The 21021-nt window shown below is 61.9% G+C and carries 25 protein-coding genes; 12 read left to right on the top strand and 13 right to left on the bottom strand.

The genetic code is table 11. The annotated features are described in order from the left end of the window. Positions 1 to 66: 66 nt before the first annotated feature. Positions 67 to 1005 carry an AraC family transcriptional regulator gene (locus tag ACFRFQ_RS06235; protein WP_007729772.1) on the top strand — a complete coding sequence of 313 codons (939 nt, stop codon included), beginning with the start codon at positions 67 to 69 and terminating at the stop codon, positions 1003 to 1005. Here ACFRFQ_RS06235 and ACFRFQ_RS06230 read toward each other — a convergent pair. Then, positions 1002 to 1772, bottom strand: coding sequence for an IclR family transcriptional regulator (locus ACFRFQ_RS06230; RefSeq protein WP_378654464.1), 771 nt, complete (start codon positions 1770 to 1772; stop codon positions 1002 to 1004). The genes ACFRFQ_RS06235 and ACFRFQ_RS06230 overlap by 4 nt on opposite strands. Before the next feature lie 199 nt (positions 1773 to 1971). Here ACFRFQ_RS06230 and catA point away from each other — a divergent pair, with 199 nt between their 5' ends. From catA to catC, 3 genes are read left to right on the top strand one after another with little or no spacing between them, the layout of a single operon-like run. Then, positions 1972 to 2811 (top strand): catechol 1,2-dioxygenase, encoded by an 840-nt coding sequence (gene catA / locus ACFRFQ_RS06225; protein ID WP_378654461.1) that lies wholly within the window; start codon positions 1972 to 1974, stop codon positions 2809 to 2811. A 29-nt stretch (positions 2812 to 2840) separates the two neighbouring features. Further along, positions 2841 to 3962 (top strand): muconate/chloromuconate family cycloisomerase, encoded by a 1122-nt coding sequence (locus tag ACFRFQ_RS06220; protein ID WP_378654458.1) that lies wholly within the window; start codon positions 2841 to 2843, stop codon positions 3960 to 3962. Positions 3963 to 3976: 14 nt separating this feature from the next. Continuing rightward, positions 3977 to 4258, top strand: coding sequence for a muconolactone Delta-isomerase (gene catC / locus ACFRFQ_RS06215; protein WP_378654455.1), 282 nt, complete (start codon positions 3977 to 3979; stop codon positions 4256 to 4258). 22 nt (positions 4259 to 4280) lie between these two features. On the opposite strand, the gene ACFRFQ_RS06210 is transcribed toward catC, so the two are convergent. Both ACFRFQ_RS06210 and ACFRFQ_RS06205 read right to left on the bottom strand, forming a co-directional pair. Further along, complete coding sequence (locus ACFRFQ_RS06210) at positions 4281 to 4910, bottom strand: response regulator (protein ID WP_378654452.1); 630 nt, start codon at positions 4908 to 4910, stop codon at positions 4281 to 4283. Next, complete coding sequence (locus tag ACFRFQ_RS06205; protein WP_378654449.1) at positions 4907 to 6094, bottom strand: sensor histidine kinase; 1188 nt, start codon at positions 6092 to 6094, stop codon at positions 4907 to 4909. Before ACFRFQ_RS06205 ends, ACFRFQ_RS06210 begins: the two co-directional genes overlap by 4 nt. A gap of 169 nt (positions 6095 to 6263) precedes the next feature. Between ACFRFQ_RS06205 and ACFRFQ_RS06200 the strand changes: the two genes are divergently transcribed. Next, positions 6264 to 6854: a heme-binding protein gene (locus tag ACFRFQ_RS06200; RefSeq protein ID WP_378654446.1), complete on the top strand. Its 591-nt coding sequence runs from the start codon at positions 6264 to 6266 to the stop codon at positions 6852 to 6854. Positions 6855 to 6994: 140 nt separating this feature from the next. On the opposite strand, the gene ACFRFQ_RS06195 is transcribed toward ACFRFQ_RS06200, so the two are convergent. The 3 genes from ACFRFQ_RS06195 to ACFRFQ_RS06185 form a co-directional block, all read right to left on the bottom strand. Then, on the bottom strand, positions 6995 to 8110 hold the full coding sequence (locus ACFRFQ_RS06195; RefSeq protein ID WP_378654443.1) for an NDMA-dependent alcohol dehydrogenase: 1116 nt from the start codon (positions 8108 to 8110) through the stop codon (positions 6995 to 6997). A 115-nt stretch (positions 8111 to 8225) separates the two neighbouring features. After that, the gene (locus tag ACFRFQ_RS06190; RefSeq protein ID WP_378654440.1) at positions 8226 to 9950 is read right to left on the bottom strand and encodes a PucR family transcriptional regulator; all 1725 of its coding nucleotides are present in this window, start codon (positions 9948 to 9950) and stop codon (positions 8226 to 8228) included. A 77-nt stretch (positions 9951 to 10027) separates the two neighbouring features. Further along, positions 10028 to 11437: an ABC1 kinase family protein gene (locus ACFRFQ_RS06185; protein ID WP_378654438.1), complete on the bottom strand. Its 1410-nt coding sequence runs from the start codon at positions 11435 to 11437 to the stop codon at positions 10028 to 10030. A gap of 131 nt (positions 11438 to 11568) precedes the next feature. On the opposite strand from ACFRFQ_RS06185, the gene ACFRFQ_RS06180 reads away from it, so the two are divergent. Genes ACFRFQ_RS06180 through ACFRFQ_RS06160 form a run of 5 tightly spaced genes read left to right on the top strand, consistent with a single transcriptional unit; the run spans position 11569 to position 15451 of the window. Then, the gene (locus ACFRFQ_RS06180; protein WP_378654435.1) at positions 11569 to 11988 is read left to right on the top strand and encodes a MerR family transcriptional regulator; all 420 of its coding nucleotides are present in this window, start codon (positions 11569 to 11571) and stop codon (positions 11986 to 11988) included. Positions 11989 to 12034: 46 nt separating this feature from the next. Further along, positions 12035 to 13411, top strand: a complete 1377-nt coding sequence (locus ACFRFQ_RS06175; protein WP_378654432.1) for an MFS transporter — start codon at positions 12035 to 12037, stop codon at positions 13409 to 13411. After that, positions 13408 to 14427 (top strand): ABC transporter substrate-binding protein, encoded by a 1020-nt coding sequence (locus tag ACFRFQ_RS06170; RefSeq protein WP_378654430.1) that lies wholly within the window; start codon positions 13408 to 13410, stop codon positions 14425 to 14427. The genes ACFRFQ_RS06175 and ACFRFQ_RS06170 overlap by 4 nt, the downstream gene beginning before the upstream one ends. A gap of 21 nt (positions 14428 to 14448) precedes the next feature. After that, positions 14449 to 15168, top strand: coding sequence for a 2OG-Fe(II) oxygenase (locus ACFRFQ_RS06165; protein WP_378654427.1), 720 nt, complete (start codon positions 14449 to 14451; stop codon positions 15166 to 15168). Further along, entirely contained in the window at positions 15158 to 15451 is a 294-nt protein-coding gene (locus ACFRFQ_RS06160; protein ID WP_378655076.1) for an Ada metal-binding domain-containing protein, read from the top strand. The genes ACFRFQ_RS06165 and ACFRFQ_RS06160 overlap by 11 nt, the downstream gene beginning before the upstream one ends. Here ACFRFQ_RS06160 and ACFRFQ_RS06155 read toward each other — a convergent pair. Genes ACFRFQ_RS06155 through ACFRFQ_RS06145 form a run of 3 tightly spaced genes read right to left on the bottom strand, consistent with a single transcriptional unit; the run spans position 15414 to position 16712 of the window. Next, entirely contained in the window at positions 15414 to 15842 is a 429-nt protein-coding gene (locus ACFRFQ_RS06155; RefSeq protein WP_378654420.1) for a VOC family protein, read from the bottom strand. The two genes, ACFRFQ_RS06160 and ACFRFQ_RS06155, sit on opposite strands and share 38 nt — an antisense overlap. A 40-nt stretch (positions 15843 to 15882) precedes the next feature. Further along, positions 15883 to 16365, bottom strand: coding sequence for an SRPBCC family protein (locus tag ACFRFQ_RS06150; RefSeq protein WP_378654417.1), 483 nt, complete (start codon positions 16363 to 16365; stop codon positions 15883 to 15885). A gap of 2 nt (positions 16366 to 16367) precedes the next feature. Further along, complete coding sequence (locus ACFRFQ_RS06145; RefSeq protein WP_378654414.1) at positions 16368 to 16712, bottom strand: ArsR/SmtB family transcription factor; 345 nt, start codon at positions 16710 to 16712, stop codon at positions 16368 to 16370. A gap of 94 nt (positions 16713 to 16806) precedes the next feature. Between ACFRFQ_RS06145 and ACFRFQ_RS06140 the strand changes: the two genes are divergently transcribed. After that, positions 16807 to 17457 (top strand): alpha-ketoglutarate-dependent dioxygenase AlkB family protein, encoded by a 651-nt coding sequence (locus ACFRFQ_RS06140; RefSeq protein WP_378654411.1) that lies wholly within the window; start codon positions 16807 to 16809, stop codon positions 17455 to 17457. Between the two features lie 16 nt (positions 17458 to 17473). Here ACFRFQ_RS06140 and ACFRFQ_RS06135 read toward each other — a convergent pair whose 3' ends face one another. From ACFRFQ_RS06135 to ACFRFQ_RS06125, 3 genes are all read right to left on the bottom strand, one after another. Further along, positions 17474 to 17920 (bottom strand): hypothetical protein, encoded by a 447-nt coding sequence (locus ACFRFQ_RS06135; RefSeq protein ID WP_378654409.1) that lies wholly within the window; start codon positions 17918 to 17920, stop codon positions 17474 to 17476. A 94-nt stretch (positions 17921 to 18014) separates the two neighbouring features. After that, positions 18015 to 18425 carry a cupin domain-containing protein gene (locus tag ACFRFQ_RS06130; RefSeq protein WP_378654406.1) on the bottom strand — a complete coding sequence of 137 codons (411 nt, stop codon included), beginning with the start codon at positions 18423 to 18425 and terminating at the stop codon, positions 18015 to 18017. A 30-nt stretch (positions 18426 to 18455) separates the two neighbouring features. Next, complete coding sequence (locus ACFRFQ_RS06125; RefSeq protein WP_378654403.1) at positions 18456 to 19493, bottom strand: zinc-dependent alcohol dehydrogenase family protein; 1038 nt, start codon at positions 19491 to 19493, stop codon at positions 18456 to 18458. A gap of 136 nt (positions 19494 to 19629) precedes the next feature. Here ACFRFQ_RS06125 and ACFRFQ_RS06120 point away from each other — a divergent pair, with 136 nt between their 5' ends. Continuing rightward, positions 19630 to 20514, top strand: a complete 885-nt coding sequence (locus ACFRFQ_RS06120; RefSeq protein WP_138870736.1) for a helix-turn-helix transcriptional regulator — start codon at positions 19630 to 19632, stop codon at positions 20512 to 20514. Between the two features lie 10 nt (positions 20515 to 20524). Here the strand turns inward: ACFRFQ_RS06120 and ACFRFQ_RS06115 are convergent, their stop codons facing one another. Next, complete coding sequence (locus ACFRFQ_RS06115) at positions 20525 to 20986, bottom strand: RrF2 family transcriptional regulator (protein WP_378654400.1); 462 nt, start codon at positions 20984 to 20986, stop codon at positions 20525 to 20527. Positions 20987 to 21021 lie beyond the last annotated feature (35 nt).

Here is a 21021-nt window from a genome sequence, read left to right as displayed (position 1 = left end):
CAATGATGGTCAGCGCCCTTGCTCGGCAATGTGGCTGGTCACGGGTTTGGAAGGTGAAGAAGGACGATGGTCGACTCCATGATCGGTACAGCTCCCCGCGACTGGGACGAGGCGTGTCATGCGGTTTCGGACGCCTATTTTCCGCACACGCTGACGCCGTTGTCACGGCATGCGGCCAGTGGAGTCGGGGTGTGCACCACCGAGTTGGGACCGCTGCGGATCGCTCATATTCGGTGGGGAGCAGACGTCGCCGTCGAATCCGATCATCCCGGCGCCTATGGGGTGAACATCCCGCTCTCGGGCGAGCTCGAGTCGGTGTTCGCGGGCTCGCACGTGCTCTCGACGCAGGGCGTTGCGACGGTGTGTCCTCCCGACATCACCACAAGAATCACTCGGTGGAGCGCGGACTGCGAGATCGTCGGAGTCCGGATGGACCGTCAGTACCTCGACCGCGAGATGGAAAAGGTCCTCGGTCGACCCGGAATGCACTTACCTGATCAGGTGGATCTTCGTGGAGACGACGGAGCCAGATGGCTGAAATTTGTTCGCTCACTGTCGGATCAGATACTCGGCCCGGTCGGCGTGCTGCACAACGAACTGGTGGCAGGTCAGCTCTCCGGCGCCGTGGTCACGGCATTTGTCCTTGCCGCGATGCCCGAAAGCGAGGACGCGGTGCGACACGCCAGGCCACGCATCGTCAAGCGGGTGCTCGACGAGATGCACGACGACCCGGCCCGCGTGTGGACCGCAGCCGAGATGGCGGAGGTGGCGGGCGTCAGCGTACGGAGATTGCAGGAGGGATTCCGGCAGTACGTGGGCCGGAGTCCGTCGGAATGCCTGCTCGACATCCGGCTCGAGCGGGTCCATGCAGATCTGGTGGACGCCGACGACTCGACGACGGTCACCGATGTCGCTGTGAGATGGGGCTTTACGCACACCGGACGGTTCGCGTCGTCATTTCGGCGGAAGTACGGATTGCTGCCTTCCGAAGTGTTGAGGCGCTAGCTGCGGTAACCCATGTCTGCGCTGAGTTGATTTGCCTTCTCGACGAGAAAAGGTGCGACGTCGGCGCGGAAGGCTTCCGGGGTTGTGCGCCCGGCCGAGGTCGAACATGCTGTCACGCCGACGACGCTTCCGCCGGCGTCGCGGACGGGAGCGGCGAGGGAAATCAGGCCGTCTTCGAGTTCCTCGGACGTGAGTGCGTATCCCTGTTCGCGCACCACCCGAAGAGCGGTATGGAATGCGCCTTCGTCGGTGATCGTGGTGGGGGTGAGGGCGTCGAACGTGGAGTTCGCGATGACGTTGTCGACGATTTCCGTTGGCGCCCAAGCGAGCAGGGCCCGACCCATGGAGGTGGCATATGCAGGCACTCTGGTGCCGACGCTGACGTTGATGCTCATGATCCGGCGGACGGGTACACGCGCGGCGTAGACCACGTCGACGCCGTCGAGGATCCCGAGTGACGCCGACTCGTGGGTGTGCTCTGCGATCTCGAGTAGGCGGGGGAGCGCCGCCTCGGTCAGAGCGTGTGATGCCGAGAAGTGCTGCCCGATGCTCAGAACGCGCGGGGTGAGCGACCACCGACTGTTGTTGCCGGTGACGTATCCGAGCTTCTGCAGCGTGAGAAGGATGCGCCGGACCGCTGGGCGGGAGAGCCCCGTTTCGGCGGCAAGATCGGCGAGCGACGGGTTGGGGTTCTTCTCGTCGAAGGCCGTCAGCACAGCAAATCCACGCTCGATGCTCTGGATGTAATCGCGATCGTTCTCGCTCACGGAATGGCCTTTCATCTGCGGGTATGCGTGATCAACGCACTCGAAGGTTGACAAACCTTGTGACTGCGCGCACAGTACAAGCGTACGCAGAGCGTAACATATGTACGCATAGCGTACAACCCAAACTTGGGGAGCCGACTCAGCCCAGCAGTACGGCACCCACCCGGTAACAGCCACATACGGCCCCGAGGAGGACCACATGACCACTTCCGAGAGCCCCACCGCAGTAGGTTCGGGCACTGCCGCCACCGACAAGTTCCTCCAGGAACGAGTCAGCGCGGACACCCCGCCTGAGCGCGTCTCGGCCATCGCCAAGGACGTTCTCGAGGCCCTCGCCGGCGTCATCGACAAGCACGGCGTCACCTACCCCGAGTACCGCGTACTCAAGCAGTGGCTCATCGACATCGGCCAGTTCGGCGAGTGGCCCCTGTGGCTGGACGTCTTCCTCGAGCACAACGTCGAGGAGGTTGCGTACCGAGGCCAGCACGGCACCAAGGGAAGCATCGAGGGCCCGTACTACGTCGCCGACGCCAAGACGTTGCCTGCCAGGTGCGAACTTCCGATGCGTGAGAACGAGGTTGGATCGAAGCTGGTCTTCGAGGGCCAGGTTCGCGATCTCGACGGCAAGGGCCTTGGCGGTGCAACCGTCGAACTCTGGCATGCGGACGACGAAGGCTACTACTCCCACTTCGCGCCGCACATCCCGGACGGAAACCTCCGCGGAACGATCGTCGCCGACGACGAGGGACGCTTCGAGATCACCACGATTGCGCCTGCCCCGTACCAGATCCCGACCGACGGCCCCACCGGCTGGTTCATCGAGAAGGCCGGCTGGCACCCGTGGCGTCCGGCGCACCTGCACCTCATGGTGAAGGCTCCCGGCAAGCGCACGATCACCACCCAGCTCTACTTCTCCGGTGGCGAGTGGATCGAGAACGACGTGGCAACCGCCACGAAGCCCGAACTGATTCTCGATCCGAAGCCGGGTGCCGACGGAACCAACCGGGTCACATACGACTTCGTGCTCGATCCGGCCTGATCCACAACTGCTCGAAAGAAAGTGATCTGATGACAGACCTGTCGATCGTCTCCCTGGAGACGACCATCCTCGACGTTCCTCTGGTGAGACCCCACAAGTTCGCCACCACGTCGATGACGGCGCAGCCGTTGTTGCTGGTCGCGATCCGCACATCCGACGGAGTGATCGGATACGGCGAAGGTGTCGTTCCGGGCGGGCCGTGGTGGGGCGGCGAATCGGTGGAGACGATGCAGGTCATCATCGAGAAGTACATCGCGCCGGTGGTGGTCGGCAGGCGCGTGGATCAGATCACCGCGATCATGGCCGACATCGAAAAAGTTGTTGCCAATGCACGATTCGCGAAGGCCGCCGTCGATGTCGCGTTGCACGACGCCTGGGCTCGTAGCCTGGGAGTCCCCGTGCACACGCTGCTCGGCGGGGCTTTCCGCGAGAGCGTCGACGTCACGTGGGCGTTGGGTGCTGCGCCGGCGGACGAGATCATCGAAGAAGCTCACGAAAAGCTGGAATCCCGGCTCAATTTCAGCTTCAAACTCAAAATGGGAGCACTCGATCCAGCGGTCGACGTCGCGCGCATCGTCGAGATCGCTCAGGCGCTCGACGGTCATGCCGGCGTCCGCGTCGACGTCAACGCGCGGTGGGATCGCTTCACCGCGCTGCGGTACCTGCCACAGCTCGCCGACGGCGGAGTCGAACTGATCGAACAGCCCACTCCGGCAGACCAAATCGAGGTCCTCGCCGAACTCAGTAGGCTTCTACCGATTCCGATCATGGCCGACGAGAGTGTGCAGACCCCGCACGACGCTCTGGAAATCGCCCGCCGGAGCGCCGCCGATGTCATCGCTCTCAAGACCACCAAGTGCGGTGGTCTGCAGCGCAGCCGCGATATCGTCGCGATTGCCAAGGCCGCCGGTATCGCGTGCCACGGTGCGACGTCCATCGAAGGTCCGATCGGCACAGCGGCTTCGTTGCACTTCGCATGCGCCGAGCCTGGAATCAACTTCGGAACAGAGCTTTTCGGCCCGCTGCTCTTCAGCGAGGAATTGCTTCAGGAACCGTTGAAGTATTCCGAGGGGCAGTTGCACCTTCCCGCCGGGCCTGGCTTGGGAGTCGAACTGAACATGGACGCCGTCAAGGCCTGGACCAGGAACTAGAGGAAAAGAAGAACATGGCACTCTTTCACGTTCGGATGGACGTCGATATTCCGCGCGACCTGGATCCGGCAGTACGTGCAGACACCGTCGCAACGGAGAAGGCGTACTCGCAAGACCTTCAGCGCCAGGGCAAGTGGGTGCATTTGTGGCGAATTGTGGGACAGTTCAGCAACATCAGCATCTTCGACGTCGAGTCGGCTGACGAACTCCACGAGATTCTCTGGAATCTCCCCTTGTTCCCGTACATGAGCATCGAGGTCATGCCGTTGACGCAGCACGGATCTTCGATCAAGTAGAGCCTGCACGTGCGCAGGCGGGTCAGCGTATTCCGTCGCGACGTAGTGCGACGGACACTGCGGCAGAGCGGGTATCGACGCCGAGCTTGGCGTAGATGTGCCCGAGGTGGGTCTTCACAGTCGCCTCGCTGATGAAGAGCGCCTTACCCAGCTCCCGGTTGGTCATCCCCTCGGCGAGGAGGCTGAGCAGTTCGGACTCACGCGCGGTCAGGGCTTCCTGTGGGCGCTGCATCTGCTGAACGAGACGGGAAGCCACGGTAGGGGAGAGGACGCTGCGCCCGGCAACGGCGCCGCGTACCGCGCCGAAGATCTCGTCGGGAGTCGAGTCCTTGAGTAGATAGCCGATGGCACCGGCGTCGACGGCGCGTACGACGTCGGCGTCGGTGTCATAGGTCGTGAAAACCAGTACGGGAACGTCGACACCGTCGTTTCGAATCCGTTTGATCGCTTCTGCGCCGTGCATTCCGGTACCCATGTCCAGATCCATCATCACCAGATCCGGCGAGGCAGACGGTATCGCTGTGGCAGCTTCCTCTCCGGACGATGCTTCGCCGACCACCTCGACATCCGGCTGAGTGTCCAGTAGCGCCCTCAGTCCGGCGCGCACGACCAGATGATCGTCGACAAGGAACACTCGAATGGTGGTGGTCACAGGATCCTCCGTTCGAGCGGGAACTGGGCCGCGACGACGGTGCCGTCGCCCGGTGCGCTTTCCACGGTGAACGATCCGCCGAGCTGTGCGACGCGGCTTCGCATCGCACGCAGGCCGTATCCACCGTATCGAGAATGGTCGGTGAGTTTTCCCGGATCGAAGCCGACGCCGTCGTCGAAGATGTCGACGGAGATCGAGTCGTCGAGGTAGGTGATGGTTACGCCCGCTGTTTCGGCGAGAGCGTGGCGGGCGATGTTGGACGACGCGCTCGAGACCACTCGCACGATGGCGTGAGCTACGTCCGAGGGAAGAAGGACGGCTTCACCGACGGTGCGGACCCGAACGGTCGGGACGAACTGGCGGGCGGCGGCCACGACCAGGGCGTCGAAGTCGCCCGTTCCGTCTTTGGTCGGTGCAAGGTCGTGGACGAGGTCGCGGCTTTGCATCAGGCTTGTACGAATATTCACTGCAGCCGCATCGATATCGGCTCGGGACGGCGAACCCGTTGTATTCCAAGTCTGTTCGGCAGCCTCGAGTCGAAGAAGGGCGCTCGCGAGGCCCTGGGTGACGGTGTCGTGGATCTCGCGAGCGAGTCGCTCGCGCTCGGCCGCCGCACCGGCAGCACGTTCGGTATCTGCCAATGCAGACTGAGTTTCCGCCACCTGACGCAGAAGCCGAAAACGTTCCCGTGCATCCTTTTCCATCTGCCCGTACGCTGCTGCGACCAGCGCTGCGGTGCATAAAGGCCCGAGCAGAGTCACCAATTCGGCACGACCGGTGACCCGGTAGAACGCGATACCGGCGAGGACGCCCAGGATCCCGACGACGGGGTAGGCGATCTTGCTCGGGTACAGACGAATGCAGAGGAAGAGAACAGGGAATGCGCACCAGGCGAAACTCGGTGCAAGCCAAACGAGCGCTGCCCAGGTGCTCAGTACCGGCCACATCCACAGTCGCTGGCGAACGACATCTCGCGAGGACGCCGTAGCCATGACGGCGTAGAGCACGGCGAGCACCACGGCCAGGACGAGAACAACCCCGAATCGACCGCTGGTGCCGTGGACTGCGACGTACCGAACGCCGGACGTGGACAGCAACACGAAGAACGACGCGTGGATCGCATACGCCAACGGACCGCGTAGGCCTAGGTCGGCGTCGGCGTTCGTCGTGGCTCCACTGCTCATCCCTCGAATGTTACGGAGTGCGCCTGGCCCTCGGATCAACCATTCGGATGACTTCTAGGTGGCCGTAGGGCGCACTGTTCGCCACCCGAGCGCCCGATGTGCGGACCCTCGCGGGGACGCGACGCTGTAGTGGACGGTTTCGAACCACTCGACTGAAAGTGTGCCCATCATGAACCACCGCATTTACACACGACTGCCCCGTACCCTGGCTGTCGCCGTTCCGGTTGTCGCGATCCTTGCGAGCGCGGCCTGCTCGAGTACCGACACACCGGTGGAGAACATGTCGAGCACGACATCGATTTCTGCCACGCAGCAGCCTGCTGCGACCGGTGATTCGGCCGTTGTCACTCAAAATCGACTCAGCGCCGACGCAGCAGTGAAGGCAGCCGGTGCGGCCCTGGCGAAATGCCGTGCCGACGGACTCGGATTTGTCACCGTCTCCGTCGTCGACCGTGCCGGAAATGTCATCGCCATGGTGCGTGGCGACAACGCAGCCCAGCACACCGTGGAGGCTTCACGCGAGAAGGCATACACCTCTGCAGCTTTCGGGGCCGACACCAGTGACCTCACACAGCGAACGAAAGGCGACGGATCCACCATCGCCGACCTTCCCGGCACTCTCTTCCTTGCCGGTGGAGTCACAGTGAAGGCTGGACCTGCGTCGATCGCCGGCATCGGTGTCGGTGGCGCTCCGGACGGAATGCAGGACCAAGCGTGTGCCGCTGCGGGACGAGATGCGATTGCTTCGTCACTCGGCTGAGTGAGCGCAGACAGGATACTGCGTGAATTCTGGTTTTCGCCAACTCGATTCGCCTGATCCTCGACACCGTGAATGCCTGGTGTATCCGATGCGGGGATCTCTCCGGACTTGCACACGAGTCAAGTCCGGAGAGAACCAGCTCAGAAGGTGATAACGCCGCGGAGGTTACGGCCGGCATGCATGTCGGCAAAGCCCTCGTTGATTTGATCGAGTGAGTAGCGGTTGGTGATCAAGCCGTCGAGGTTAAGCTTTCCGCTGGTGTAGAGATCGACCATCCACGGGATGTCGGCGGTCGGGTTGGATGCACCGAAGAGCGATCCCTGAATTCTCTTCTGGTAGAGCGTGAGTTCCATCAGGCTCACCGGAATCCCGATGTCCGTCATCTTGCCCAGTCCGGTGACTACGCAGGTTCCGGCCTTGCGGATGGATGAGAAAGCCTGTGCCACATGGTCTCCCGTGGTCACTCCGACGGTGACGATCGCGGAATCAGCGCCCTGGCCGTTGGTGAAGGAACGAGCGATGTCGGTTGCTTCTTCCATCGTGGACACTGCGTGCGTGGCACCGAATTTCAGGGCACTCTCGCGCTTGAATTCGACAGGATCCACGGCAATGATGTGTGCGGCGCCGGCGTGCGCTGCACCTTGAACGGCATTGATGCCGATGCCGCCGACACCCATGACGATCACGGTCTGGCCCGGGTACACCTGGGCGGAGTTGACGGCAGCACCCCAACCGGTGCCGACACCGCAACCCAGCAGACACAGCGTCTCGAGCGGGAGATGCTTGTCCACCTTGACGGCGGAGAGCGTGCTGACCGTGGTGTATTCGCTGAAGGTGGAGAGGCCGCAGGTTTGTGAAACCGGCTCGCCGTCCAACGTCATGCGATAGCTCTCGGTATCGCCGGGGCGGCTACCCGTCATGATTGCTGCGCCGTTGTCGCACAGGTTCTGAATTCCGCCTGCGCACCAACGGCATCGGCCACAGGCGGCAAGGAAGGAGAAGATGACGTGGTCACCTTCGGTCCAGCCCTCGGTGTTCGGGCCGACCTCGACCACAACGCCTGCGCCTTCGTGGCCGCCGCAAATGGGGTAGCGGCCCACTGCGTGATCGCCGCTGGCGATGTGGTCGTCGGAATGGCACAGGCCGGAGGCAACCATCTTGACGGTCAGTTCATTGGTACGAGGTGAATCGAGTTCGAGGTCGACGACCTCGTACTTGCCGGGCGCTTGACGGATGACGGCTCCGCGAGTTCTCAAGGGTGCTCCTGAGTTAGACGTGTTCGATTCATTGACGAGTGTTGTGTACCGCGCATTTGCCGTGCGGTAGGCGACATGTCTCGTTGATCGGACGGAGCGTGCAACCGGAAGCGGTTCAGTTGGTGGGTGTCAGCCGCTCCGGTTCAGACGGTTCCCGGCTCACGAGTGCCAGTTGAAGCTCTGTCAGCAGTCGCGTGTCCGGCTCGTCGAGCGAGATTCCCATGATCTGTTCAGCGCGCCGGACGCGGTACCGCAACGTGTTGGGATGCACTTTCAGCAGGGCCGCAGCTTTTTTCACATCGCCGAACGCTGCGAGATAGCTCGTGAGCGTGGACTGCATGTCCGACGAGTTCTTGTCGTCGTAAGACAGCAAACGATCAACTCGGGGGTCCCGAAGTCGGTCGTGATCCCCGATCAGGTCGAGGATTTCGCCGAGTAGCACTGCGGTGCGCGAGGCAGCCAGAGTCGTGACGGGGGAAGACGTGTCGCCGGGAGCGTCGAGTACCCGGTCGACTTCTCTGCGGGCCTCGGGAACCCCGGACAGTCTGGGAATCATCACTGCGACCGCTGCCCGCGCGACGATATCCGACGAACTTCCCAGATAGCGAACTGTGTCTGCGGCCCAGTCGCTGATCAGCGATTCGCCTTCTGCGTGAGGGAATAGCACGTAGATCCGGTCGACTATCGCAGTGGTGACGGCGTCTCGTCGGAAAGCGCTGGCGTGCAGGCGCAGTGAGTTCGTCATCCGCCGCAACTCGACTGGCGTCTGCTCGGCAGTCGCAAATCCCACCACCGCGGCGGGTCCGTCGAGGGATAGTGAGAGTGAATCCGCCAAAGCAGTGATATCGACACCGCCGCCCAGAGCGCCGAACAGTCGCTGGATTTGGGCGCTCTCCCGGCGCGACGCGTCGAGAATCCGGATCACGATGCGTGAGGCCACTTCTGCTGCGCCGCGAAGCACCTCGTCGGAACCGTCGCGAAGTGGTGCTCCCGCAGTCTGGACCCAGATGGTTCCGAGATGCTGCTGGTGCACACCAGATGTGGCGATGCTTGTGCCGCGGCGCCGAATGCTGACGGCCAACCGATGTGCGGCGCCGAACTCGGGCGCGGCCGGGATGTCGATGATCTCGTCCGAGCGTCGTAGATGTTCGAACGTGCCTCGCTTCTGCAGCCATTCGCTGTAGCCACTCGGCCATTCGCGGCCGAGCACCGAGCGTTGGTGTAGTTCGTCCTCATTCGCGTGTCCGGCGGAATGGGCAAAGATGTGTTGGGCATTGTCGTTGATCGTGACCAGGCCACCGGTCAATTCGGCGATGGTCTCCGCGAGCCCGAACAAGTCGGAGTCGCCGGTGGGATCGAAACCAGAACCTTGCGGGGTGGCGCGTCGGCGGTATGCGTTCTTGAGAAGCAACTGCTGTATCAGCGAGTAGATATGCCCGGAGCTGGCTTTCGGATGTACCGAGGCGAGCGCGATTCCTGATCTTTCCGCGGCTGCCCGCAATGGACCTTCGTTGTCGGCATTCTTGACGAGCAGCAGTTTCGGTTTGTGCGGATGGTGCTCCGACGCGACCAGCCAGTCGATCACCGAATCAATCGGAACTCCTACCGGCAGATACACGTCGGACAGTGCGCCCGCGGGTTCCGTACCGTCGATATCGGAATCCTCGAGGAGCGCCATTGATCGAATTTCGACGTCGAGTCCACCAGGACTGACGAGTAATTCGATGACGGAACTGTCGAAAGACGTGATGAGCGTGCCGATAGTGGTGGCAGGGGTCGTTCCCGGGATGAGGTTGTCTGCGGACTTCTGCTCGGCAATCGTGGCGGATGCTGTTTGCACGGCGTGCTCCTTGCGCAGGGGGTTGCTTCAGATTAATCCCCGCGCCTGGATTGTCGTAGTAGTTAAGTTAGGCAGATTTATTCCGGAAGGGTGATTCCCAAACTGTGCGCCTTGGCCGTTACTTCGTCGGGAAACATATTCTTGAAAAGGTAAAGGTCCTGACCGATAACCCAGCCTGGTGCGAGCGCGGTGGCATAACGCTCGAAATAGCCGAGCTGTTTGCCGAACAGAACCAATTCCTCGGGGCTGGCCACACCCCATTGTCTGCCTAGCTGGATCAGCGCCATGATGAGTTCACTCAACTTGAGTTCCCCCAGGTCTCGGCCCAGAATCGGCGCCAAAGCGGTGGCCACCTGCAAGCCGAGTTGATCATCGTCCACCTCGTAGTCGTTGGCGTATCCCAAGGCGCGGATACCGCGGGCGACACGGGCGAAATCCCCGTCGATCAATGTCGCGCGAAACATGTCGGTGAGAATCGTTCGCCACGTTTCAGGGAGAATTCCGACAATTCCGAAATCGAGCATCGCGATCCGGCCGTCATCGAGTACCCAGAGATTTCCAGCGTGAACGTCACCGTGAAACGGCCCGTGAACAATGACGGATTCGAGCCATACCTTCACGCCGCGCCGGATCAGCATGCGGGCTTCGTCGATGCCGTCCGGACTCGCGACGAAGCGATCGAGAGGAACACCCCGCATACGCTCCATGCAGATCACCCGAGGCCCGCAGTAATCCCAGTACACCTCGGGCGTTGTCACGCCCTTGTTGTCGCCGAACGCACCGATGTTATTCCGGAACGTCGTTTGTCGATCGGCCTCGACGGCACTGTTCAGTTCCGTCATCGTGGCGGTATGCAGGTCGCGAATAATGGCTGTCGCGTTGGCTATTCGTAGGAACTCGACGAATTTCTCGAGAATCCGCGCACCGCGATATGCCGCCCGGAGGTCGATGAGCATGCGGGCGTAGATACCCGGCCGCTGAATCTTGATGACGGCTTCACGTCCGTCGTGCAGGACGCACGCATGCACTTGCGCCACCGACGCAGCCGCCAGCGGTTGATCGTCGAAGCTCGCGAAAATTTCGGAGATCGCGTATCCGAGGTCCGCTTCCACGACGCTGCGAGCCTGGTCCGCGGGGAACGGTGGCACATCGTCAAGGCACCGAAGGCAGGCATTGGCCAGCGGCGCGGGGAAAATCCCTGACGACGACGCAACCAGCTGCCCGAGCTTCACGAACGTGGGGCCGAGGGTGATGAAGCCGTCCACCACGCCGTCGGACGCCGCGTCCACGATGGTGCGTCCGCGTCTGCGGAACGGCCACACGATCAGGGCAAGCATGATCGATGTGGACAGCACCACCGCGATGACCACCGATCGCCAAAGCTGGGGGAGGCCGAATCGTTCCAGGTCAGGCATACGGACGTCGAGGGCACCTTGGGGCACCCCTGACGAGTACGGCCCGACCGGTCGTCGCGTTGGATCCAGCACGGCTCTCCCTCGTTCAACGAGCGCATACAGCATTTTGCTGTGAGATCACTTGCGCGACCCTTCCGTTAGTCAGTATGCCAAGTTACACATAACTGCCGGAACCGCCTACATACTCAGCCTACGATCGGGGAATGCGTGAGCACTTGATCCCGATCGGCGAAGTTGCAAAATCGTTCGGAATCGCGGCGTCGACCTTGCGCTATTACGAGGACGAAGGCCTGCTGTCCGCGCGATCGCGAACCGGCGGCAAACGCTGGTACGGGCAGCGTGAGCTGCGTCGGCTGGCGTTGATCCGGATGTACACCGAGACGGGAATGTCCTTGGAGCAGGTGCGCTCCTTCATCGAAGCCGACACCACGTCCGAGCAGTTCTCCGCGGTTCTCACGGATCAAGTTTCGATGCTCGAGGCACAGATCGCCGCCGCTACGAGAGCGAAACTGATTCTCGAGCATCACCTGACGTGTCGGCAAGAGCGTCCGATGCAGTGTCCGTGGCTGCTCGAGCAGCTCGACATCCGCGTCGAAGCGGCGCTTGACTTCAAGTTGACTTGAACCTCCATAGTTAGGGCGCACTTACCGCCCTGTTCGGAGGTTGACCATGTCGGCACGACGATGGCTGCCGCTTATCGCCGCATGCATCGGAACTTTCCTCTTACTGACGTACGCCACGATCACAACGATCGCGGTGCCGGCCATCGCCGTCGGTTTGGACGGCAGTACGGGCGCGATGTCCTGGGTCGTCGACGCCTACACGCTGGCTCTTGCTGCGCTTCTGGTGGGCATGGGCGCGCTCGGCGATGCTTGGGGACGTAAACGCCTCTACATCTGCGGTCTGGTTGTGTTCCTGGTGGCGACGGCCGTGTGCGCTGTTGCCCCGGACGTCACGGTTCTGGTCGCAGCTCGCGGCGCGCAAGGAATTGCCGGTGCAGCGATGTTCGCGACGCTGCTGCCTCTGCTCGGCGACGCATACTCGGGCCGTGATCGTCACGTCGCCTTTGCCGCGTGGGGTGCCGTGGCTGGATTGGCGGCCGGAATCGGGAATGTTGCAGGAGGGCTGCTGACGCAGTTCTTCGACTGGCGTGCGGTCTTCTATTTCGGAATCCCCGTGGCCGCAGTAGCGCTCGCAATGGCTGTGTTCTGTTTCGCCGAAAGTGAGCGCGGAGACGACAATATCGACTGGGCCGGAATGGTTTTGTTCACTCTCGCTGCCGTTGCCGCGATTCTGGGCGTGACGTGGGGCGGCGACGCCGGGTGGACTTCGTCGTCGACAGCTCTTGCCTTCGTGATCGCAATCATTGCGCTGACGGCATTTGTGTCCTGGCAGCGTCGAAGCAGCAGTCCGATGCTCGATCCGGCGTTGTTCCGATCTCTGAAATTCGACGGCGTCCTCGTCGCTGCTTTCGGTTACTACCTCGCGGCCTACGGCCCGCTCGTAGTCCTTTCACTGTGGCTGCAGAACGGGCTGGAACTGTCGGCGTCGGCGGCCGCACTTGGGCTCTCGATTCAACCGCTCGCTTTTGTCTTCGTGTCGGCCCTGTGTGGATCACGGCTTCAGCGCGTCGACCTTCGACTGTCGCTCGGATTCGGGACGGTCCTTTGCGGAATCGGTTGCGTGGCCATGCTGTACGTTCTCGCCGAGCCGGTCTGGCCCGCACTGATCGCCGGGCTGATTCTGACCGGCGTCGGTTCGGCGATGGTGTCGCCGGTGCTGCCCGGTGCCGCGATGTCGGACGCCCCGGCAGAGCGTGCCGGGACGGCTTCGGCCACAGCCAACTCATCGCGGCAATTCGGGCTCGCAGTCGGAATTGCGTTGTGCGGCTCGCTCTTCGCAGGTTCGGACGAGTTCGCCTTGCTGTGGCCGCTGGTCTTCTGTGCCGGCGTCGGAATGCTCACAGGTCTTGTATCGATCCTCCTCTTTGCTCGTTCGTCCACTCCTGCAACAGTTCAACCAATCGCCGAAAGGGCACACACATGACCACGCTGTTCACTCCACGACCGCACCGGCGTCTCGAGATGGACTGGAATCGCCGCAGGTTCCTCGGCGCTGCAGCAGGATTGGCTGCTGCGCTGGCAGCGGCCGGTTGCTCGCGTTCGGACGCAGACGCCGGGGGCGCAGGCGATGCCGGCTGGTCCTTCACCGATGATCGCGGAACCCTGATCGAATTGGATTCACCACCAAGGACATTTGTCACCTACACCGGTATCGCGGGCGCTCTGTGGGATTACGGACTGGTGCCTGTCGGTGTTTTCGGGGCACTGACACGGTCGCCGGGATCGACGGACACCAGCATCTCCGGCAAGTTGGATTTCTCGAAGACCGACATGGTCGGGCAGCTTTGGGGGCAGGTGGAACTCGAGAAGATCGCTGCCCTCGAGCCGGACGTCGTCATCGTCCCTCAGTTGCGTGGTTCAGCCCTTCTCGACGAGGCGAACTTGGATGCGGTGAAAGGCTTGTCGACAGTACTGTTCGTGGAAACGGCAGCAGGAACCATCGACCGAACCGTGCAAGAGATCGTGGAACTGGTCGTGGAACTCGGAGCAGACCCGGATATGGAGGCTCAGCGACAGAACTACGACGCTGCGCGTGCGCGGATCTCCGAAGTTGCTTCTTCGCTGAATAATTCACAGGTTTTGTTCGCGTCCGCAGATCCGGACACGATTCGTGTCAGTCGTTCCGGGTTTCCGATCCTCGCCGACCTGGCGAGTTTGGGTCTTACCGTTGTCGATCCGGCCGAGGGATCGTCGGTCTACGTCGAGAAACTGGCTTGGGAGATGGCGGACCGTTATCCGGCCGACATGATCTTCCTCGACGATCGTCCGTCCAGTTTGCAACTGGATACGCTCGGCACCAATCCTGCGTGGTCCAACTTGCCTGCAGTGAAGGCGGGGAAGATCGGCACCTGGAATCCGGAACCCGTGCTCAGTTATGCCGGGATCGCCCGTACGTACAACGCCCTGGCTGACCAACTGCTGACGTTCTCACATTCCTGACCGCCGCGTCGTCTACGACGTATGGACCTCTTCACCGACCTGTCTGCTCGAGTCGATTCCCTCGATTGGCCTGCGCTGATCGAAGGAATCAACACGAGCGGGTGCGCTCGGAGTGGGCCGCTGCTCGACGAGTCGGAATGCAAGGAAATTGCGTCGTGGTACGCGGACGCCGACCGATTTCGAAGCACCATCGACATGGCTCGATACCGGTTCGGTCAAGGGCAGTACCGATACTTCGGTGATCCGGTACCCGAGCCGATCACCGCTTTGCGAGCGGCTTTCTACCGGCAGCTTCTCCCTGTTGCGCGGGAGTGGGCGTTCAAACTGGGGGACAGCGCACCGTGGCCGGACACTTTCGAAGACTGGATCGACCTGTGCCACGACGCCGGCCAGAATCGGCCTACCCCGATTCTCCTGTCCTACGGACCTGGCGACTGGAATGCACTGCATCGGGACCTGTACGGAGAGTTGGTGTTTCCCTTGCAAGTCGTGATCGGGCTCGACAGACCTCGCATCGACCACGCCGGGGGAGAGTTCTTGCTTGTGGAACAGCGGCCGCGAGCCCAGTCGAAAGGGACGGTCACGGTACTCGAACAAGGTCACGCGTTGATATTCACCACGCGGGATCGGCCGGTCCAGAGTTCGCGTGGGTGGTCGAGAGCCCCTGTGCGACATGGTGTCAGCGTCGTGCACTCCGGTACGCGTCGAACATTGGGATTGGTGCTTCATGATGCCGAGTAAGACGTACATTCTCCGCGACGCTCACAACAAACCCTACGAGAGTCAGGCGCCCGGTGTGCTTGGCGGGCACCGGAAAACGAAGATCTACGGGCGACTCGACTGCCGAGGGGCTGCGCAGGCAATCGCGCGCGGTGGGTACGTTGCCAGTCGAGTGTTCTTTGCGGACGAGCCGACCGCGATTGCGGCCGGCTATCGCCCCTGCGCTGTCTGCATGGCCGAAGGCTACGCAGCGTGGAAGGCGGCTTCTACGCGCCGAAGCGGTCGCGGTAGTCCTTCGGAATGAGCGGCTTCTCTCCACGGACCTTCAGCTGCTGGACAGCCCAGGTATTACCGTCCGGGTCGGCAAATCCGAAGAAGGTGCCACCGTCACGCTCGTCGAAGACGGTGACCTCACTGGCATCGACGCCGCGGTCGATGAGCTCCTGTCGAGCCGCTGCAGCGTCGGCCACCACCAACTGCAAGCCCTTCAATGAACCTGGGGCCATCTCGGTTTGCGACGGCAGGTTGCCGATGACGATCGAGCAGCCCGAACCACGCGGAGTGAGCTGGGCGACCGTCATGTGTTCGTTCACGGTGTGGTGGTCGAGGTTGAAACCGACCTTGTCACGGTAGAACTCGATGGAACGGTCGAGATCGCTGACGGGAACGATGACTACTTCGAGGGTCCAATCCATGGGAGTGCCTTCCGCAGTGAGTAATCGGGCAAACAGGTGCTCAGGACTGAGCGACGATCTTGTCCAGGCGTTCGTAACCTTCGGTGACGCCGAGTTCCATATTGCTCTCGATCATTCCGTCCCGCGCTTCGAGGCTCGGATAGACGGAATGGCCGGAGAGACGGGTGCGCCCGTTGCCTAGATCTTCGAACGTCATGGATTCGATGCTGACCACGTCGGGAAAGCCTTCGTATTCGAAGGTCTGGATGGCAAATTCGTTGTCGCGAACTACGTGGAAAACGCCGTTGAACGCGAACTCGTCACCCTCGGGATTGCGGTGGATGTACTTGTATCGACCGCCGCTGACAAAGTTGTATTCCTCGATGTCCATCTCGTATCCGTTGGGGCCGAGCCACTGCTTGACCAGTTCGGGATTCGAATGAGCGGCGAACACGGCACTGACGGGTGCGTCGAATTCGCGGGTGATGTCGATGAACGGCACGCCCTCAGGAGCCGTGATGGTGACGGGATTGGTGGTAGCCATGGCTAAGTCTCCTTCTGTGTGGTGCTGAGCAGGTGATCGAGCTTGCGGAACTGTTGTTCGTGGATCAGTCGATAGCGGTCGATCCAGGCCGTCAAAGCCTCGAGCGCTGCGGCATTCAGATGCACTGGACGTCTCTGGGCGTCACGGCTGCGAGTGACCAACCCCGCTGCCTCGAGTACCTGAATATGTTTGGAGACAGCCTGTTTTGTGATCTCGAACGGCTCTGCGAGCTCGTTGACCGTCTGAGGTCCGGTGCTCAGGCGGGCGATGATCCGTCGTCGTACCGGGTCAGCAAGTGCCATGAATGCTTTGTCGAGACGATCATCAGCCCCGGGATCCACGATCACTTGTCAACCATCTCCTTTATCAACCAATCTGTTGATTACAGTACGAGTCCATGCAGAAGGTGTCAATGCCTCGGGACCGATTAGCGTGGAATTCATGAACGCTCTGATTCCTCGGTCGCAAATGGAAGTGGCGCCAGGGGCGATTCTTGTTCCGGATTGGCTCGGCCTTGCCCAACGGCGCACGCTCGTCACCGAATGTCGACGGTGGGCAACCGCCCCGGTCCCGATGCGCTCGGCGGTGGTCCCCGGCGGCCACAAGATGTCGGTCCAAACCGTGTGCCTCGGCTGGCATTGGCAACCGTACAAATACACGCGCACTGCCGACGATGTGAACGGGGCAGCAGTGGCCGCGCTGCCCGATTGGCTGATCGAGTTGGGGCGTAAAGCAGTGAGAGAAGCCTATGGAGATCCGGGTCAGACCTACACACCCGACACCGCGCTGATCAACTTCTACGACGACGGCGCCCGGATGGGTATGCATCAGGACAAGGACGAGCGTTGCGACGCGCCCGTCGTGTCACTGAGCATCGGTCAGAGTTGCGTCTTCAGATTCGGGAACGCGGAGAATCGGAACCGGCCGTATACCGACATCGAACTTCAGTCGGGCGATCTCTTCGTTTTTGGTGGAGCCTCACGATTCGCCTACCACGGTGTCCCGAAAGTGATTGCAGGAAGTGCAGATACGGACAGTGGATTGGCGTCCGGTCGGCTGAATATCACGCTCCGGGATACCGGCATGCGGTGAGCTTCTCACGCTGCAATTATCGTTTCACGCGTGAATTATGTATGAGGACAGGAAGAATCAAGGCCAGGACCATTACCGTCGCAAACAGCCCGAAGAAGAGATACGGCCAGGTCAATCCCGACGCACGGATCGCGGTCAAGACTCCGGCTGCCAACAACGGCATACCGGCTCCGGCAAGCAGGTCCATCTCGCGCGGAGACACCGGAGCGTCGCCCCACAAAGGTATCCGTTTGCCCGAGTTCTCTCGGAGGGTGCGCACTACCGACATTGCGTAGAGCCCTACGCCGACAATGCCGACGGCAACTCCCGCCGCGACCGGGCCGGTTCCGGTTCTTGTCGAGAGCAGGGCATACGCAAAGACACACATCGTTCCCAGCATGACCGCCGCGGATTTCCACATCGGGGTCGAAGTCTTAGCCGGCGCTTGAATGCTCACCGGCCGCATCGGTTCGAGTGGATCCATGGGTTCAGCGTGCCATGAGTCATGCCGAAAACGAACTGTTAATTCTGTTTCGGTGTGGATCACGGATTCAGGGCATCATCACCGACGGCGAACGCTACGAGGGCCGTTGCACTCCTCTGTATTCCTCGTCGGTGACCTTGTCGCCCCACGTAGTTTCCGTGCCGCCGTCGCCGGGGCCTTCCCACAACGCGAGGTGGGTCATGAAGTGGTCGGCCGCCGCGCCGTGCCAATGTTCCTCGCCGGGTGGCGTATAGACGGTGTCACCAGGGTGAGCCTCGATGATCTCGCCGCCGCGAGCCTGAATCAGGGCGGTTCCGGACACGATGTGCAAGGTCTGCCCCAGTGCGTGGGAGTGCCAGTCGGTGCGCGAGCACGGTGCAAAGCGAACCATATTGGCGCGCATGCGCGACGGTTCCTGCCCTGAGTAGATGACGTCCCACCAGACGTCACCGGTGAACCAGTCTGCGGGAGCCTTGCTCGTGGGCGGTTGCTTCAGAATCTCCATGGGAACTCCTGTTTCGACGGTGGTTGTGCGCTAGGGCTGAACAAGAACTTTGAGAGCCTCACGAGTGTCCATTGCGCGGTACGCGTCCGGTACCTCGTCGAGGTTGACAGTCCGGTCGAAAACCTTGCCCGGCTGGATCTTTCCGTCGAGAACGTCGGGCATGAGCTTCTCGATGTACGCACGCACAGGAGCGGGGCCACCGGTGAGTGTGATGTTGTGCCCGAACAGGCTGCCGAAACCGACAGGTGCAACCTCGTACTGAGGGACGCCGACACGGCTGATGACTCCGCCGGGCCGGACAACGCCGATCGCCTGCTCGTACGCGGGCATGTGTCCCACTGCTTCGAGTACAACATGGGTGCCGTTGCCGCCGGTGAGTTCGCGGACCTTGGCGATGCCCTCGTCGCCGCGTTCGGCGACGATGTCGGTAGCTCCGAACTCGATGCCCAGATCGGTGCGCGACTTGTGGCGGCCCATGAGGATGATCCGCTCGGCGCCAAGTCGTTTGGCGGAGAGAACCGCCATAAGGCCGACTGCGCCGTCGCCGATGACGGTGACCGAGGTGTGTTCGTTCACGCGGCCCTTGACGGCAGCGTGGTAGCCGGTGCCCAGGACGTCGGACAGGGTGAGAAGTGAGGGGAGTAGTTCCGAGTCTTCGCCGACGGGTGCTTTGACCAGGGTGCCGTCGGCCAGCGGCACGCGGATGGCCTCCGCCTGTGCGCCCCCGATGCCGTCGCCGGCCCAGAATCCGCCGTGGCGGCACGACGTCTGCAGCCCTTCGCGGCAGAATTCGCAGGTTCCGTCGGACCACGCGAACGGGGCGATGACAAAGTCGCCCTTCTTCAGCGTGGCCACGTCGCCGCCGACCTCTTCGACGACGCCGACAAATTCGTGGCCCATCGGGGTGCCACCGGGTGTAGCAGGCATGTCGTGGTACGGATGCAGGTCGGATCCGCAGACGCATGCTCGAACGATGCGCACCAGAGCGTCCGTCGGCTGTTGCAGTGCCGGATCCGGCACGTTCTCGACGCGAACGTCTCCGGCGCTGTACATGATGGTTGCGCGCATGATGAATCCTCTTGGTTGTTCGGTTCGCTGTGTCGATACCCAGTGAACCGTCCGAATCATCCTGGCGGGAGTTCCTGTTGTTCCAGGTACCGGCAGTACCTCCCTGCGGTCCGACGACTCGAGTAACGTAATCGGCATGGACAACCGAGCCGAGATCCGTGAGTTCCTCAGCTCCCGCCGTGCGCGCATCACTCCCGAGCAGGCGGGGCTTCCGGCGTACGGTGGAAACCGTCGGGTCAAAGGATTGCGCCGAGAAGAAGTTGCCTTGCTCGCTGGTGTCAGCATCGACTACTACGTGCGAATGGAGCGCGGCAATCTGGCTGGAGCGTCGGACTCGGTGCTCGAAAGTCTTTCCCGAGCACTTCAACTCGACGAGGCCGAGCAGGACCACCTGTTCGACCTGGCGAAGACCGCAAGTGCGTCAGCTCCGCCGAAGCGCCGATCAGCACCCAAAGGTGTGAGTCCGGCCATTCAGCAGATACTCGACGCCATCACCGACGCTCCGGCGTGGGTTCGCAACGCCCGTCACGATATGTTGGCCGCCAATCGCATGGCCCGGGCGCTGTATTCGCCGGTACTGGCCGATCCGCGTCGTCCGGCCAACAATGCGCGCTTCGTGTACCTCGACCCGGCTTCGCAGGAATTTTTCACCGACTGGGAACGTGCTGCCGATGATATTGCGGCAATGCTTCGATCAGAGGCAGGGAAGAACCCGCACGACAAGGCCCTCACCGAACTGATCGGTGAATTAGCAACGCGCAGTGAGATATTCCGCACGCGGTGGGCGAAACACAATGTGCGCTTTCATCGAACAGGTTTCAAGAAGGTTCATCACCCTGTTGTCGGAGACCTAGAGCTGAACTTCGAGGCAATGGAACTTCCGTCCAACCCCGGGCTGACGCTGCTGGTCTACACAGCGGCACCGGATACTCCGACGGCTGATGCACTGAAGCTCTTGGCGAGTTGGGCGGCTACCCAGGATCAAGTGGATCCCGCCAACGACAGTGAATCTTCTCGGTAGGAACTCACGCTCAGTTCGGCTGCGCCGTCAGAATTTTCTTGAGGGCGGGGAGATCGAGAGTTGCCGCAAGATCCGCGATGGTGACTCCCGACAGTGAAGCACGCCATACCTTTTCGGCGTCGGCCATGACCTTGGCGATACCGCACGGGACGAGGCACTGCTCCGGTGGTGCGGCGAGGATCCCTTGTTGCCGAATCTCCGTGCACCGGAACGCGGGTTCCTTACCGTCGACGGCCTGCACGACGTCCAGAACTGTGATGCTCTCGGGCGGCCGGGTCAGGACGTATCCACCGTCGCGACCCTCGGTCGGGTTGACAAGGCCGGCCTGTGCCAGCGCTCGCAGATGTTTTGCCAGGTATGTCTTCGACACCCCGTGCAGTTCGGCGAGTCTGGCTGTGGGAACCGGACCTTCAGCCTGGCTGAGGACCACGCAGCAGTGGAGTGACCACTCCACACCTCCGGAAAGCTTCATGCAAGAACTCTATCGACGCCGTGGAAAACGGTTCG

The sequence above is a fragment of the Rhodococcus sp. NPDC056743 genome, from assembly GCF_042790355.1.
GTDB lineage: Bacteria > Actinomycetota > Actinomycetes > Mycobacteriales > Mycobacteriaceae > Rhodococcus_F.
This window is presented reverse-complemented; position numbering and strand designations above follow the sequence as displayed.

Excerpts from the sequence above, each read along its gene's own strand:
- ACFRFQ_RS06235 (WP_007729772.1), top strand. The coding sequence starts at position 67 with ATGGTCGACTCCATGATCGGTACAGCTCCCCGCGACTGGGACGAGGCG.
- catA (WP_378654461.1), top strand. The coding sequence starts at position 1,972 with ATGACCACTTCCGAGAGCCCCACCGCAGTAGGTTCGGGCACTGCCGCC.
- ACFRFQ_RS06220 (WP_378654458.1), top strand. The coding sequence starts at position 2,841 with ATGACAGACCTGTCGATCGTCTCCCTGGAGACGACCATCCTCGACGTT.
- catC (WP_378654455.1), top strand. The coding sequence starts at position 3,977 with ATGGCACTCTTTCACGTTCGGATGGACGTCGATATTCCGCGCGACCTG.
- ACFRFQ_RS06205 (WP_378654449.1), bottom strand. The coding sequence starts at position 6,094 with ATGAGCAGTGGAGCCACGACGAACGCCGACGCCGACCTAGGCCTACGC.
- ACFRFQ_RS06200 (WP_378654446.1), top strand. The coding sequence starts at position 6,264 with ATGAACCACCGCATTTACACACGACTGCCCCGTACCCTGGCTGTCGCC.
- ACFRFQ_RS06180 (WP_378654435.1), top strand. The coding sequence starts at position 11,569 with ATGCGTGAGCACTTGATCCCGATCGGCGAAGTTGCAAAATCGTTCGGA.
- ACFRFQ_RS06175 (WP_378654432.1), top strand. The coding sequence starts at position 12,035 with ATGTCGGCACGACGATGGCTGCCGCTTATCGCCGCATGCATCGGAACT.
- ACFRFQ_RS06170 (WP_378654430.1), top strand. The coding sequence starts at position 13,408 with ATGACCACGCTGTTCACTCCACGACCGCACCGGCGTCTCGAGATGGAC.
- ACFRFQ_RS06165 (WP_378654427.1), top strand. The coding sequence starts at position 14,449 with ATGGACCTCTTCACCGACCTGTCTGCTCGAGTCGATTCCCTCGATTGG.
- ACFRFQ_RS06160 (WP_378655076.1), top strand. The coding sequence starts at position 15,158 with ATGCCGAGTAAGACGTACATTCTCCGCGACGCTCACAACAAACCCTAC.
- ACFRFQ_RS06155 (WP_378654420.1), bottom strand. The coding sequence starts at position 15,842 with ATGGATTGGACCCTCGAAGTAGTCATCGTTCCCGTCAGCGATCTCGAC.
- ACFRFQ_RS06150 (WP_378654417.1), bottom strand. The coding sequence starts at position 16,365 with ATGGCTACCACCAATCCCGTCACCATCACGGCTCCTGAGGGCGTGCCG.
- ACFRFQ_RS06140 (WP_378654411.1), top strand. The coding sequence starts at position 16,807 with ATGAACGCTCTGATTCCTCGGTCGCAAATGGAAGTGGCGCCAGGGGCG.
- ACFRFQ_RS06135 (WP_378654409.1), bottom strand. The coding sequence starts at position 17,920 with ATGGATCCACTCGAACCGATGCGGCCGGTGAGCATTCAAGCGCCGGCT.
- ACFRFQ_RS06130 (WP_378654406.1), bottom strand. The coding sequence starts at position 18,425 with ATGGAGATTCTGAAGCAACCGCCCACGAGCAAGGCTCCCGCAGACTGG.
- ACFRFQ_RS06125 (WP_378654403.1), bottom strand. The coding sequence starts at position 19,493 with ATGCGCGCAACCATCATGTACAGCGCCGGAGACGTTCGCGTCGAGAAC.
- ACFRFQ_RS06120 (WP_138870736.1), top strand. The coding sequence starts at position 19,630 with ATGGACAACCGAGCCGAGATCCGTGAGTTCCTCAGCTCCCGCCGTGCG.
- ACFRFQ_RS06115 (WP_378654400.1), bottom strand. The coding sequence starts at position 20,986 with ATGAAGCTTTCCGGAGGTGTGGAGTGGTCACTCCACTGCTGCGTGGTC.